This is a genomic window from Bradyrhizobium sp. A5 (assembly GCF_042076515.1).
Lineage (GTDB): Bacteria > Pseudomonadota > Alphaproteobacteria > Rhizobiales > Xanthobacteraceae > Bradyrhizobium > Bradyrhizobium cosmicum.
The window spans coordinates 3,504,503-3,517,975 of record NZ_CP148990.1 but is presented as its reverse complement, the minus strand read 5'-3'; the positions used below and the strand labels follow the sequence as shown (position 1 = coordinate 3,517,975).

The following is a 13,473-nucleotide window of genomic DNA, read 5'->3' as shown; positions in this document are numbered from 1 at the left end:
GCCAGCGAGAGGCAGAGAAAGATTCCGAAATAAGGTAATACGAGGCGCATCGGTCTTCCCTCCGAAACGCGACTATTTGCTCAGCCTCTCACGAGTTATTCAAAGTGTCCAGACATGTCTTCGGTCGCGACGCCCGGACGTTGCGCGCAAAGGTTCCTTTGACGGAACAAGGATTTGGCAGGCGACGAGAATATCCCTGAACCGCTTCCTTGATGGGACGACCGGGTCATGGGGTTTGTATCTTTAATTGTTTTCATTCCTGAGGTTGGTATTTTTCAGCTCGTTTTTAAACCAGAACATGACTTCGAACTGGGCCACTGCAAAGCGGCACTTTCTTCTGCGCCGGTCGCGACCCATTTCCAAGTCATGCCTACCGCGTTCGAGTTTTGCCTTCCCGCGGCTGCCGTGCCCGTAGGTCCAGACTGGATCCACGAAATAAAATATGACGGCTACTGGCTGCGCTTGAGCGCAACGGCAAGGCCGTGCGGCTAATCACCCGCAACGGTCACCCCGCGCATTCAATCGCTCGCTGCTGACAAGAGCGAACTGGATCGGTAGCCTGGTCTTTTGCATCAACGCATTGGTTCCGATGATGAAGATAGTGGCGGTCATCGCCTTCCTGCTGCTGCTTACAACTCCACTCCGCGCCGGGGCGACCATCGTTGGCGCCGGTTCACAGTCTTGTTCAGCTTGGACGAACAGAACCAAAAACGCCATCGTTAAGGGAGCGTTCGAATCTTGGGTCATGGGCTTCGTAAGCGGTCTCAATGTCAGTGGCGACAGGGAAATCGTCGGCGGAGGCGATTACACCGCGATCGTTGCTTGGATGGATCAGCGCTGTCGATCTCGTCCAACCGACCAAATTGGAATCGCAGCACTAGATCTCGCCATGGAATTAGCAGGCAATGCGGCGAAGCGCTGATCGCACCGGCCGCGGGAGCTGTCACAAGCGGCGCCTGCGGCCGATAATCCGAGTTTGGCCGTCATCGCGGTCAAAATTGACCAATAGCTATCCAATCGTGCGGAGGTGCGACCTTCACTGTGTCGAGAACGTTTTTGTTGCGTTCAGTTTATGAGGGTCCAATGGATTCATTCAACGTGCGACACCGACATTTCCGAGTAACGCAGACGGCTGAACGACGTCATGCTGTCGAAGCACTAAGGCTGCGGACGAGGCCAATCAAAGCGGCCTCAACCCGACGGGGTCGAGACAGATCATATCGGATAGCCAAGCATCTCCGGAGTTTCAGGAAAACCTCAAGCGCCTATGAGCCGCGCGGCTCGAGTTTGAATTGGGACCGAAGACGAAGCCCAAAGTCTGATTTGATCAGAAAGTCAGGAAATGTCGAAACGACGGAGGATGATTTTCCTGCTGGTTTGTGTGCGGATTGTTGGCTCGATCGTGGCGAGCGCTCGGTACTATCAAAGGATGCCATGGCATCGATGCCAGCGCGGCCGCCGAGGCTGAAAGCCACGAACGAGATAAGCCAAGCGAGCCTCAATAATCTTTTCGGGCATTTAGATCGCCTCCCCAAGCTGGCGAAGCGGCACACCGTATTGCAGGGCCAGGCTGGCAGTCCTCCGAACTCAAGGGCAACAACTACGGTCAGCGACCCAGCCAGGGAGAACATCGGCGAACTGCGAAGTACAGCTCTTTTGCCTAAGTCGCTGACTTTGTTGTGGAGTTCGAACAGCGGCGAACAATGGAGAACAGTATACTGGCGGAAGGGGTGGGATTCGAACCCACGGTACCCTTGCGGGCACGCCGGTTTTCAAGACCGGTGCCTTAAACCACTCGGCCACCCTTCCAAACCCGGAATGGCTGTCGCTTAACGCAAGCGACGACGCATGGCAACGCCCTCGCCAAACCCTTGAGCTGCCCGATCTGTCAGCCGCCCGTCAGCCTGTTCCCTTAGGCTGCATTCCCCAGCAATCCCGGACACTGGCGACATCTCCCAGGGCGTCGCTGGTTGCGAGGCCCGGTCTGGATTCGTCTCCGTTTCCGGGCCTCGTTTGCTGCCCCCAAAAGCAAAACGGCGCCCCGTGAGGAGCGCCGCATGGAATTGTTTGGTGCTCGGTCGGCTCAGTAGCCGCAGGAGGCGCAGCCCGTCGCCACCGGGGCGTAATAGGAATAGCCGGGCGAGACCATCTCGACGCGCTGGCGCGTGGCGTATTGCGGCGGGATGCGCTCGTACTGGACGCCCGGCGGCGCAACCATGACGGTCTGCGGCACCATCACGGTGCGGTACTGCGCCGGCGTGCGATGCGCGACGGTGGCGCCGGGCGACACCATCACGGTCTCGTCGACGGTGCGGTATTGTGGCTGCACGTATTGCTGCTGGTAGCAGGTCTGGCACGGCGGCGGCGCGTAGCAATTGTAGCAGCCGGCGGAAGCGGCGCCCGTCATCGAAATCGCGGCGACGGCGGTCGAGAAAACAACAGCAAGAGTACGAGACATTATGTAGTGCCCCAGTTGCCCGAAATGGATTTGCGAAGGTCGGCGCATTATACGCCGTAAAATCCTGCTGCGTTGAAGTTCGTCGAGGCATCCTTAATGCGAACGGCCGGCTTTCGCCGGCCGTTCAGAACTTGTTGACCATGCCCGACCGCGTCGTTCGCGATCACACAACGCGCACGACGCACTCAGTTCGAGCGACGCTTCACCTCGCGCACAGCGCCACGCGCGGCGCTGGTGGTGAGCGCGGCGTAGGCCTGGAGCGCGGTCGAGACGCTGCGCTTGCGGCCCGTCGCCTGCCATGCGGCGTCGCCCTTCGCCTCTTCCGCCGCGCGGCGCTTGGCGAGCTCCTCGTCGGAAACCTCAAGCGTGATGCTGCGGTTCGGAATGTCGATCGCTATGCGGTCACCGGTGCGCACCAGACCGATATTGCCGCCTTCGGCCGCTTCCGGCGACAGATGGCCGATCGACAGGCCCGACGAGCCGCCGGAAAAACGTCCGTCGGTGACGAGCGCGCAGGCTTTGCCGAGGCCCATCGATTTCAGATAGCTGGTCGGATACAGCATCTCCTGCATGCCGGGGCCGCCGCGCGGGCCTTCGTAGATGATGACCACGACCTCGCCGGCAACGACCTTGCCACCCAGAATGCCTTCAACCGCAGCGTCCTGGCTTTCGAACACGCGCGCCGGGCCGGAGAATTTCAGGATCGAGGCATCAACGCCGGCGGTCTTCACGATGCAGCCGTCCTGCGCGAGGTTGCCGTAGAGCACGGCGAGACCGCCGTCCTTGCTGAAGGCATGCTCGAGATTTCGGACTACGCCTTTCTCGCGATCGGTGTCGAGCTCGTCATAACGGCGCTCCTGCTGAAGGCGACCTGCGTCGGGATGCCGCCGGGCGAGGCACGGAAGAAGGTGCGGACCGACTCGCTCTTCGAGCGCTTGATGTCCCAGCGCTCCAGCGCATCGTTCATGGTCGGCGCATGCACGGTCGACACGGAGGTGTCGATCAGCCCCGCACGGTCGAGCTCGCCCAGAATGCCCATGATGCCGCCGGCACGATGCACGTCCTCGACATGGACGTCGGCGACCGACGGCGCGACCTTGCACAGCACGGGCACGCGACGTGACAAGCGGTCGATGTCCTGCATGGTGAACTTGACCTCGCCTTCATGGGCGGCCGCGAGCAGATGCAGCACGGTGTTGGTCGAGCCGCCCATGGCGATGTCGAGTGTCATCGCGTTCTCGAACGCCTTGAAGTTCGCGACGTTGCGCGGCAGCACGGAGGCATCGTCCTGCTCGTAGTAGCGGCGGACGATATCGACGATGGTGTGGCCGGCTTCGACGAACAGGCGCTTGCGGTCGGCATGGGTCGCCACCACCGTGCCGTTGCCGGGCAGCGCAAGACCAAGTGCCTCGGTCAGGCAGTTCATCGAATTGGCGGTGAACATGCCCGAGCAGGAGCCGCAGGTCGGGCACGCCGAGCGCTCGATCACCTTGACGTCCTCGTCGCTGACCTTGGAATCGGCCGCGGCCACCATGGCATCGATGAGGTCGACGGCCTTGGTCTTGCCCTGCAACGTGACCTTGCCGGCCTCCATCGGGCCGCCCGAGACGAACACGGCGGGAATGTTGAGCCGCAGCGCGGCCATCAGCATGCCGGGCGTGATCTTGTCGCAGTTGGAGATGCAAACGAGGCCGTCGGCGCAATGCGCGTTGGCCATGTACTCGACGCTGTCGGCGATCAGCTCGCGCGACGGCAGGCTGTAGAGCATGCCGTCATGGCCCATCGCGATGCCGTCGTCGACCGCGATGGTGTTGAACTCCTTGGCGACGCCGCCGGCCTGCTCGATCTCGCGAGCGACCAGCTGGCCGAGGTCCTTGAGGTGGACGTGGCCGGGCACGAACTGGGTGAAGGAATTGACGACCGCGATGATCGGCTTGCCGAAATCGCCGTCCTTCATGCCCGTCGCGCGCCAGAGGCCGCGGGCGCCCGCCATGTTGCGGCCGTGGGTGGTGGTGCGGGAGCGATAGGCTGGCATGGCGGTTTCCGTCCTCGGTTTGCATTGGCCGGGGCGGGAAAATATGGAAGCGCCTCAGGCCTTTCCGGCCGGATAGCGCACAGGGTGGCTCGGCGCAACGGGAACTTGGGCCGGACAGGGCTCCCCTGCCCCCGGCGCAGGCTATTGCAGGGTCGGATCGAGCCGGTCGCGGAGCCAGTCGCCGATCACGGAGACAGCGAGCGTGGTCACGACGATGGTGGTCGCCGGCGCCAGCATGATCCAGGGGGCCCGGGTCAGGTATTCGCGGCCGTAGCCGACCATGTTGCCGAGGCTGGTCATCGGCGGCTGCACGCCGAGCCCGAGGAAGGACAGGCCTGACTCCATCAGGATCACCTCGGGAAACACCAGCGTGGTCGAGACGATCAGGGTCGAGGCGATGTTCGGCAGGATGTGCCTGAGATAGATCCGCGTCGGCGTCGCGCCCAGCTGGCGGACCGCGGCGGCGTAGCCTTGCGCATTGGCGGAGATGGCGAGGCCTCGCGCGATGCGGGCGTAGCGCTCCCAGCCGAACATTCCCATCAGGCCAATGAGCAGCGGCAGCGAGTTGCCGAAGAAGGCCAGCACCGCCAGCGCCATGATCAGGAACGGCATGCTGGCCTGGAAGTCGGTCAGCATCAGCACGAACTGCTCGATGGCCCCGCGGAAATGCGCAGCGAGGAAGCCGAGCGTGGTGCCGACGATGGCCGAGATCGCCGTCGCGCCGAACGCGATCAGCAGCGAGATGCGGATCGAGACGAGCAGCCGCGACAGCACGTCGCGGCCGAGCTCATCGGTGCCGAGCCAGTGGGCGACATTGCCGGGCGCGGACAGCCGGTTGCGCAGGTCGAGCTGGGTGTAGCCGTAGGGCGCGATCTTCTCGGCGAAGGCCGCGATCACCAGCATGGCGACGATCCAGGTCACCGCAAGCGCAACCGATACAGGGATCGCCGGCAGGCTGATGCGACGACGGACGGATGCGTCCTTCAACGTCGCGTCAGTCATGCGTGCGCTCCTTTGGCACGCAGCCGCGGATCGAGGAAGCCGTAGAGGAAATCGACGATCAGGTTGGACGTGACCATGGTCATCGCCACCAGCAGCAGGATGCATTGCACGACAGCGAGGTCACGGTTGGCGACGGCTACGACGAGCAGGCGCCCTACCCCGGGCCACGAAAACACGCTCTCGACCACGACCGCGCCCGCGATCAGCGACCCCACCATGAAACCGAGAATGGTGACGGTCGGGATGGCCGCGTTCGGCAGCGCGTGCGACGTCACCACCTTGCGCCACGGCACGCCCTTGGCCGAGGCCGTGCGGATATAGGGTTGGCCGAGCACCTCCAGCATGGCGCTGCGGGTGAACCGCGCCAGCACCGCGGCGCCGCCGAGGCTGAGCGTCACGATCGGCAGGATGGCGTGGCGCCAGCTGTCCTGCCCGCCCGAGGGCAGCCAGCCGAGCTGCACGGCGAAGACGAGAACGAGCAGCAGCGCCAGCACGAAGCTCGGCACGGTGAAGCCGGCGACCGCGGTCATCATCACGGCACGGTCGATTGCCGAGCCGCGATGCAGCGCGGCATAGATGCCGGCGGGAACGCCGAGCACCACCTTGAAGAAGAAGGCCGGCAGCGTCAGCGCCAGCGTCGCAGGGATCCGCTCCAGCACGAGCTGGATCGCGGGCCTGCCGTCGCGCATGGAGCGACCGAGTTCGCCTTGCGCGATGGCGTGGAAGTAGTCGAGATACTGGAACCAGATCGGATCATCGAGACCCCAGGCCTTGCGGAAGGCCGCGATCACTTCCGGCGGCGCTTCCGGTCCCAGGATCATCAGCGCGGGATCGCCGGAGAGCCGCAGCACGACGAAGGCGAAGGTGACGACGAGCACGATCGTCAGGGCCGCGCGTCCGATCCGAATGGCGAAGTAGCGTCCCATCACGCCGCGTCCCGCGTCGCGGCCTGCGGCCCGGTGACGAGATGGCAGGCCACCTGCCGGTCTCCGCCGACGACCGCGAGGGCCGGCGTCTCCGTCGCGCAGCGCGCGATCGCGCGCGGGCAGCGTGGATGGAAGGCGCAGCCCTTCGGGCGCGCAGCCGGATTCGGCGGATCGCCCGCCAGCACGATGCGGCCCGCGCTGCGGCGGCCCGGTGCCGGCGAGGCCGAGACCAGTGCCTGCGTGTACGGATGCTCAGGCCGCGCGAACAGATCGTCGGCATTGCCGATCTCGACGATGCGGCCGAGATACATCACGGCGACGACATTGCTGATCTGCCGCACGACGCGCAGATCGTGGCTGATGAACAGCAGCGTCAGCGACAATTGCGCCTGCAGATCGCAAAGCAAATTCACCACCTGAGCCTGGATCGAGACGTCGAGCGCGCTGACCGGCTCGTCACAGACCAGGAAATCGGGCTTTGTCGCCAGCGCCCGCGCCAGCACGACGCGCTGGCGCTGCCCTCCGGACAGCGCGCCCGGATAGCGGACGCCATGGCCCGGCGTCAGTTCGACCGCGCGCAGCAGCTCCCGGACGCGCTCCTCGCGCTCAGCCGATGTCCCGAGGCCGTGAATGTCCAAGGGCTCGCGGATCTGCGCCGCGACCGGCAATCGCCGGTCCAGCGCGCCCAGCGGGTCCTGAAAGATCATCTGCATGCGCGCGCGTTGCGCGCGCCACGCAGGCGTCCCCGGCGCGGCCATCGGCTTGCCCTCGAACCTGACGTCGCCGCGGTCCGGTGGCTCCAGCCCGAGCACGATGCGGCCCGTGGTGGACTTGCCCGAACCGGACTCGCCGACGAGACCGAGCGTCTCACCCCTGGGAATGATGAGCGACACGCCATCAACGGCATGAACCGCCGTGCTTCGGCCGAACATTCCGGAGCGCATGCTGTAGCTGCGCGAAATCGAGCGCACCTCGACGAGCGGCACGTTCATTCGGCGGCAATCCCGAGCAAGGCCCGGCGCGACGCTTCGGCGCGGATGCAGGCGACAGCTCGGCCAGTCGCGATCGGCGCAAGGCTCGGCGCGGCCATACCGCACGGCTCCGCCGCGAGCCCACAACGGGGTGCGAAGGCGCAGCCGCCGGGCATGCGCGCGGGATCAGGCACGGTCCCGGGAATGGCGGTGAGCCGCCGGCGCGGCCCGTCGAGCGGCGGCAGCGCGCCGATCAGGCCTTGCGCATAGGGGTGCACGGGATCGGCGAAGAGCTGGTTGCTGGGCGCCTGCTCGACGATGCACCCCGCATACATCACGGCGACACGGTCGCAATTTTCGGCGACGACGCCGAGATCGTGACTGATCAGAACCATCGCCATGCTCATCTCGCGGCGGATCGACGACAGCAGCTCGAGGATCTGTGCCTGGATGGTGGCATCGAGTGCGGTGGTCGGCTCGTCCGCGATCAGCAGGTCGGGATTTCCGGCCAGCGCCATCGCGATCATGATGCGCTGGACCTGGCCGCCGGAGAACTCGTGCGGATAGGCAGAGAGCCGACGCGCCGCGTCGGGAATGCCGACGAGATCGAGCAGCCGCCTGGCTTCGGCTCTCACCGCCTCGCCCGAGAGATCGCGGTGCAGCGCGAGCGCTTCGCAGAGTTGCTTGCGGATCGTCAGCACCGGGTTGAGCGCGCTCGCCGGATCCTGGAAGATCATGGCTACCCGCCCGCCCCGCACTTGGTCGAGTTCGGCGGCCGGAGCGCCAAGTATCTCACGACCGTCGAGCCGCACGGAGCCCGTGACCTTCGCATGCTTCGGCAGGAGGCCGAGCGCAGCAAGCCATGTCACTGACTTGCCGGAGCCGGACTCGCCGACGAGGCCGAGGGCCTCGCCCTTGTTCAGGGTGAGATCGACGCCGCGCAGCACCGGCACGCCGTTGAAGGCGACGCCGAGGCGTTCGATGCTGACCAGCGGCGCCATCGATCAAGCCTCGAAATTGCCGGCGCGGAAGTCCATCGCAAAGGCCGGCGACGCCTTCCACTTGATCGACTTCGGCTTGGCCGTGAAGGTCGCATTCTGGTGCAGCACCGTGTAGGCGGGATCCTCGCGCTCGGCGACCTCCAGCATGCGGCGGAACGCCTTCTTGCGGGCGGCCCGGTCGGTCGAGGTCTCCAGGAACTCCGAGAGCGTGTTCAACTCGGCGTTGGTCCATTCGCCGATCTGCTGCTGCTGGCCGTTCGGGCCGTGCTGGGCGACCAATGACGACACCGGATCGTTGAAGGCGGCCGAATTCGACCAGTCGCGCACCGCGCGGGTCGGCGCACGTTCCATGACCTGCGACCAGTTCTCCTTGGTCTCGATCTGGACGTTGAGGCCGACCGACTTCCACATCTCGACCAGCACCTGCGCGGTCGCGACCTGGTTGGTGTAGTAGTTGTTGAGGAGGCGATAGGGAATCGGATCGCCCTTGTAATTGGCCTGCTTCAGCAAATCCTGAGCGAGCTTCGGATCGTAGGCGGGTACGTTCCAGTCGGCGTTGAACATGTCGCCGTAGAATTCCCACTGCAGACCCTTCGGCACGCGGGTGCGCCCGGCCCACAGGCTGTCGACGATGGCCTGGCGGTCGATCGCGTGGGTGAAGGCGCGCCGCACCAGCGGATTGGCGAGCTGGGCGTGGTTCTTGTCGAACACGGTCAGGCGGTGATTGAGGATCGTGCCGCCCTGCACTTCGAACGCCGCGTTCTTCTCGATGCCGGCGATCTGGTCCGGCGGGATGTCGCAGGCGAACTGGTATTCGCCCGAGAGCAGGCCGTTGATGCGGCTTGCCACCTCCGGCACTTCGAGGAAGCGGATGCGCTTGAGCGGCGGCCGGCCGCCCCAATATTCGTCGTGTGCTTCGAGGGTCAGCGACACGTCGGGCTTGAGCTCGACGACCTTGTAGGGGCCGGTGGTGACCGGCTTGCGCGCCCAGTCGAGATAGCTCGCGGATTCGTCCCAGGCGCGGCGGTTTGCAATGTCGGAGCCGTAGCGCGACAGCCGCCCCTCGATCGTGACGTCGGGCGTCGCGTTGTAGAATCGCACCGTGTACTTGTCGACGGCGTCGACACGCACGAGGTCCGGCCAGATGCGGCGCGCGACCGCGGGCACATCGGGCGGCAATTCCTTGCCCGGACGCGGCGTCGGGATCTTTTCAAAAGCCTGGATGGTGGAGCGGCTCTTGGCCTCGCTCTCGCCGAACATGCGCGCACGGCTGAAGGTGAAGACGACGTCTTCGGCTGTCAGCTCATCGCCATTGTGGAACTTCACGCCCTGACGCAGCTTCAGCTCGACGGTCTGATCGTCGATGCGGCGCCATTCGGTGGCAAGGCCCGGCACCGCCTCGAGGCTGCCGCGCCAGTTCTTCGAGATCAGGCCTTCCCAGATCGACGAGAAGAACACACGCTCGCCGACATTGGACTGCTCGCGCAGCACGTCGAGCACGTTCGAATTCGTGACCTTTTGCACGGCGATCGTCACCGACGGGCGGTTGTCCGCCTGTCCGATCGCAAAGCGCGGCAGCAGCAGCGTGCTTGCGGCAGCACCGCCAGATTTCAGGATGGTGCGACGGGTGAGCTTGCTCATGATGGTAGATCCTGCGCTCTGTGATGGCGGTTATTCGGCGAGCCCGAGCGCGGCCAGATGGGCTGCGCCGGTGCGGACGTCGTCGTGATTGCGGAGCTCGAGGATCAACCGCGGATTCGAGGTCAGCCGGCCGAGCGCACGGAACACGGCAACCCACGGGATGTTGCCCTCGCCCGGCGCCCAGTGCCGGTCGGCGAAACCGTCGGTGTCCTGCAGATGAACATGCGTCAGCATGTCCCCGGCGGTCTCGACGTAATAGTCGACCGGCGGCGCGCCGGTGGAGACGTGGGCGTAATTGGCGTGACCGGTGTCGAGGGAGACGCGGACCTTGGCGCTTTCGAGCGCCTTGGCGAGGCGCACGCGGTCGCGCGGGTCCCTGTCTTCGATGTTCTCGATGACGACCTCGCAGCCGATCGTCTCAGCACGCGCGATGACTTCGGCAAGCGTCGCCTTGACACGTTCGACGAGATTGCCGCGGTTGTCAGGATAGAGATCGAGGTTGTTGTGGTCCCAGGTCGTGAACGGCGAATGGATCACCATCTGCGTCGCGCCGAGGAATTCGGCGGCGTCCAGCCCCTGCAGCAGGCGCTTCGTCACGACCTGGCGGATCATCGGATCGTGGCTGCCAATAGCAAAGCCCCAGAACGGGCCATGGATACCGAGCCGGCCGGTATGTCCAGAGAGCATCTGCTTGATCTCGGCGGCGGCGCTGCGCCAGTCGCCGTCGAGCAGATCGGCGCGGAAGAAATCCTGGATTTCGAGGTCGCGCTGCCGTTCGAGAAGCCAATCGCGGTGGGCGGGGATGGATTTGATGGACAATGCGGCGCCCAACACCGGCTTCGACATGGCTTGCTCCTTGGCTGTCAACGATGACAAGGGCAGCGCTAGACCAGTTCAATGACAGGCCCATGAAATGCCGGTTCCGAAACGTCGAGGAGATGTGGACATCCTGTCGATCGCTTGCATCGATTTCAGGCAGCCACGCGCGCAAGCGGTGCAGGCGTATGCGTCAGCGCGCGAGTCCAAGCACGTTTGTGTCCGTAGTGATCCGGAATGGAATCCTAGCCATACTTCGCGTACATCGCACCCATCGATCGGCGGCCTTCCAAGGGCATCACCCTCTGATCGCGCTGCATGGGGTTGGGGGACCACATGGGGCGGGGGGATCAAAGGCTGGGGCAAGGTTACGAGGTCCGGACTCCTAGGCACTCCGGACCTCGAACTTTCTAGATTGAACGCGATTTCGCGCCGCCGGCACCCGCCGCGCGGCGCGAAGTTTTTCTGGACCGCTTGATCAGGCGCGCAGCCCGATCAGTACTGCCTGATCACTTGGGAACATTCCGCTCGAGATCCTCGAGCCACGCCGCCGCGCTCGAATCCGACGGCGCACGCCAGTCACCGCGCGGCGACAACGAGCCACCGGCCGAAACCTTCGGCCCGTTCGGCATCGCCGAGCGCTTGAACTGGCTGAAGGCGAAGAAGCGGCGCAGGAACACCTCCAGCCAGCGGCGGATCTCGGCAAGATCATAGGCCTTGCGCTTGTCGTTGGGGAAAGCTGGCGGCCATTCGCCCTTGGCGACGTCCTTCCAGGCCTGCAACGCCATGAAGGCGATCTTGGACGGCCGTATGCCGAACCGCAGCGTGTAGAACAGGTTGAAATCCTGCAGCTCGTAGGGACCGACCGAGGCTTCCGTACTCTGCGGCTTTTCACCTGGCTCGACCGGAACCAGCTCGGGCGAGATTTCGGCCGACAAGATCAAGGACAGCGTACGGTTGACGTCGTCGCTGAACTGTTTCGACACAATCACCCAGCGGATCAGGTGCTGGATCAGGGTCTTCGGCACCCCCGCATTGACATTATAATGCGCCATCTGGTCGCCGACGCCATAGGTGCACCAGCCGAGCGCCAGCTCAGAGAGGTCGCCGGTGCCGATAACGATGCCACCGTGATGGTTGGCGAGCCGGAACAGATAGTCCGTGCGCAAGCCTGCCTGCACGTTCTCGAAGGTCACATCGTAGACCTTCTCACCATTGCCGAAGGGATGGCCGATATCCTTCAGCATCTGGGTCGCCGTGGTGCGGATATCGAGTTCCCGCCAATTCGTCTGCAACGCCTTCATCAGCGCCAGCGCATTGGTCTTGCTCTCGCTGCCGGTGGCGAAGCCCGGCATGGTGTAGGCAAGGATGTTTTCGCGCGGCAGCCCGAGCAGGTCGACCGCCTTGGCGGCGACGATGAGCGCATGGGTGGAGTCGAGCCCGCCCGACACGCCGATGACGACACGCTTGGTGCCGGTCGCGCGCATGCGCTGCACGAGGCCGGCCACCTGGATGTTGTAGGCCTCATAGCAGTCCTGTTCGAGCAGGCTTTCGTCGCTCGGCACGAACGGGAAGCGCTCGATCTTGCGCAGGAAACCGATGTCGCCGGCCGGCGGCTTCAGTGGAAACGTAACCTTGCGGAAAAACGCCTCGCGCTGCCGGCGGTTGTCGTCGAACGTGCCCATCAACGCACGCTCCTGCCTGAGCAGGTCGAGATCGACGTCGGCGAGCGTGATCTGGCCGCCCTGGCGGAACCGCTCGCCCTCGGCCAGCAGAGCTCCGTTTTCGTAGATCGAGGTCTGGCCGTCCCAGGCCAGATCCGTGGTCGATTCCCCTGCCCCGGCCGCCGAATACACATAGGCCGCAAGGCAGCGCGCCGAGGTCGACTGGCACAGCAGTGCGCGCGCGCGTGCCCGGCCGATCGTGATCGGGCTGCCCGAGAGATTGATCAGCACGCTGGCGCCAGCAAGCGCGAGCTCGGAAGCCGGCGTCACCGGGATCCACATGTCCTCGCAGATCTCGACGCCGATGGTCAGGCCCGGAACGTCCTCGGCCGCGAACAGGAGGTCGACGCCGAACGGCGCATGCAGCCCGCCGAAGGCGATGGTCTCCCCGGCGATACCGGCGCCGGACGCGAAATGGCGTCCCTCATAGAATTCGCGATAGGTCGGCAAATAGCTCTTGGGCACGACGCCGAGGACGGCGCCGCGATGAACGACGACAGCGCAATTGTAGATGCGGGCCCCAAAGCGCAGCGGCGCACCGACGATCAGCACGGTCATTAGCGTCGAGGAAGCCCCGACGATCGCGGCGAGCCCGCGCTCGACCGCATCGAGCAGCGGGTCCTGCTTCACGAGGTCTTCGATGGCGTAACCGGACAGGCACAGCTCGGGAAACACCGCGACCGCCACCGATTGCTCGTGGCAGGCATTGGCCGCTGCCAGGATCGCCTTGGCGTTGGCCGTGGGATCGGCCACATGCGAGGTGGTGACACAGGCCGCCACGCGCGCAAACCCGTGGGCGTAAATCGAGTGAAAACTCATCGAGCGCAGGACCCTCAATCTCTTCGCGGCCGGCCGTGGTCGGGCGACCGCAAGCACAGCCTATATGTAACCCATCGCCA

The 13,473-nt window shown here is 64.7% G+C and carries 10 protein-coding genes, 1 tRNA gene and 1 pseudogene; 2 read left to right on the top strand and 10 right to left on the bottom strand.

Annotated features, from left to right (window positions below):
- The first annotated feature begins 228 nt into the window (after positions 1-228).
- Together WHZ77_RS16850 and WHZ77_RS16845 are read left to right on the top strand one after the other, a co-directional pair.
- Entirely contained in the window at positions 229-492 is a 264-nt protein-coding gene (locus tag WHZ77_RS16850) for a hypothetical protein (protein WP_375314627.1), read from the top strand.
- 97 nt (positions 493-589) lie between these two features.
- A complete protein-coding gene (locus WHZ77_RS16845) occupies positions 590-922 on the top strand; it encodes a hypothetical protein (protein ID WP_375314626.1) in 333 nt (110 codons plus the stop codon).
- Positions 923-1,719: 797 nt separating this feature from the next.
- Here WHZ77_RS16845 and WHZ77_RS16840 read toward each other — a convergent pair.
- From WHZ77_RS16840 to WHZ77_RS16795, 10 genes and pseudogenes are all read right to left on the bottom strand, one after another.
- Positions 1,720-1,809, bottom strand: a tRNA-Ser gene (locus WHZ77_RS16840).
- Between the two features lie 274 nt (positions 1,810-2,083).
- On the bottom strand, positions 2,084-2,407 hold the full coding sequence (locus tag WHZ77_RS16835; protein WP_375314745.1) for a hypothetical protein: 324 nt from the start codon (positions 2,405-2,407) through the stop codon (positions 2,084-2,086).
- 236 nt (positions 2,408-2,643) lie between these two features.
- Positions 2,644-4,493 (bottom strand): annotated as a pseudogene (ilvD, locus tag WHZ77_RS16830) (dihydroxy-acid dehydratase).
- A gap of 141 nt (positions 4,494-4,634) precedes the next feature.
- A complete protein-coding gene (locus tag WHZ77_RS16825; RefSeq protein ID WP_375314625.1) occupies positions 4,635-5,495 on the bottom strand; it encodes an ABC transporter permease in 861 nt (286 codons plus the stop codon).
- Positions 5,492-6,421 (bottom strand): ABC transporter permease, encoded by a 930-nt coding sequence (locus WHZ77_RS16820; protein WP_375314624.1) that lies wholly within the window; start codon positions 6,419-6,421, stop codon positions 5,492-5,494. The genes WHZ77_RS16825 and WHZ77_RS16820 overlap by 4 nt, the downstream gene beginning before the upstream one ends.
- Positions 6,421-7,413, bottom strand: coding sequence for an ABC transporter ATP-binding protein (locus tag WHZ77_RS16815; protein WP_375314623.1), 993 nt, complete (start codon positions 7,411-7,413; stop codon positions 6,421-6,423). Before WHZ77_RS16815 ends, WHZ77_RS16820 begins: the two co-directional genes overlap by 1 nt.
- Entirely contained in the window at positions 7,410-8,393 is a 984-nt protein-coding gene (locus WHZ77_RS16810) for an ABC transporter ATP-binding protein (protein WP_375314622.1), read from the bottom strand. Before WHZ77_RS16810 ends, WHZ77_RS16815 begins: the two co-directional genes overlap by 4 nt.
- 3 nt (positions 8,394-8,396) lie before the next feature.
- Complete coding sequence (locus WHZ77_RS16805; protein ID WP_375314621.1) at positions 8,397-10,034, bottom strand: ABC transporter substrate-binding protein; 1,638 nt, start codon at positions 10,032-10,034, stop codon at positions 8,397-8,399.
- A 30-nt stretch (positions 10,035-10,064) separates the two neighbouring features.
- A complete protein-coding gene (locus WHZ77_RS16800) occupies positions 10,065-10,880 on the bottom strand; it encodes a sugar phosphate isomerase/epimerase family protein (protein WP_375314620.1) in 816 nt (271 codons plus the stop codon).
- A 479-nt stretch (positions 10,881-11,359) separates the two neighbouring features.
- The gene (locus WHZ77_RS16795; protein WP_375314619.1) at positions 11,360-13,393 is read right to left on the bottom strand and encodes an NAD(+) synthase; all 2,034 of its coding nucleotides are present in this window, start codon (positions 13,391-13,393) and stop codon (positions 11,360-11,362) included.
- Positions 13,394-13,473: the final 80 nt, after the last annotated feature.

Excerpts from the sequence above, each read along its gene's own strand:
- WHZ77_RS16820 (WP_375314624.1), bottom strand. The coding sequence starts at position 6,421 with ATGGGACGCTACTTCGCCATTCGGATCGGACGCGCGGCCCTGACGATC.
- WHZ77_RS16805 (WP_375314621.1), bottom strand. The coding sequence starts at position 10,034 with ATGAGCAAGCTCACCCGTCGCACCATCCTGAAATCTGGCGGTGCTGCC.
- WHZ77_RS16845 (WP_375314626.1), top strand. The coding sequence starts at position 590 with ATGATGAAGATAGTGGCGGTCATCGCCTTCCTGCTGCTGCTTACAACT.
- WHZ77_RS16810 (WP_375314622.1), bottom strand. The coding sequence starts at position 8,393 with ATGGCGCCGCTGGTCAGCATCGAACGCCTCGGCGTCGCCTTCAACGGC.
- WHZ77_RS16835 (WP_375314745.1), bottom strand. The coding sequence starts at position 2,407 with ATGACGGGCGCCGCTTCCGCCGGCTGCTACAATTGCTACGCGCCGCCG.
- WHZ77_RS16795 (WP_375314619.1), bottom strand. The coding sequence starts at position 13,393 with ATGAGTTTTCACTCGATTTACGCCCACGGGTTTGCGCGCGTGGCGGCC.
- WHZ77_RS16850 (WP_375314627.1), top strand. The coding sequence starts at position 229 with ATGGGGTTTGTATCTTTAATTGTTTTCATTCCTGAGGTTGGTATTTTT.
- WHZ77_RS16800 (WP_375314620.1), bottom strand. The coding sequence starts at position 10,880 with ATGTCGAAGCCGGTGTTGGGCGCCGCATTGTCCATCAAATCCATCCCC.
- WHZ77_RS16815 (WP_375314623.1), bottom strand. The coding sequence starts at position 7,413 with ATGAACGTGCCGCTCGTCGAGGTGCGCTCGATTTCGCGCAGCTACAGC.
- WHZ77_RS16825 (WP_375314625.1), bottom strand. The coding sequence starts at position 5,495 with ATGACTGACGCGACGTTGAAGGACGCATCCGTCCGTCGTCGCATCAGC.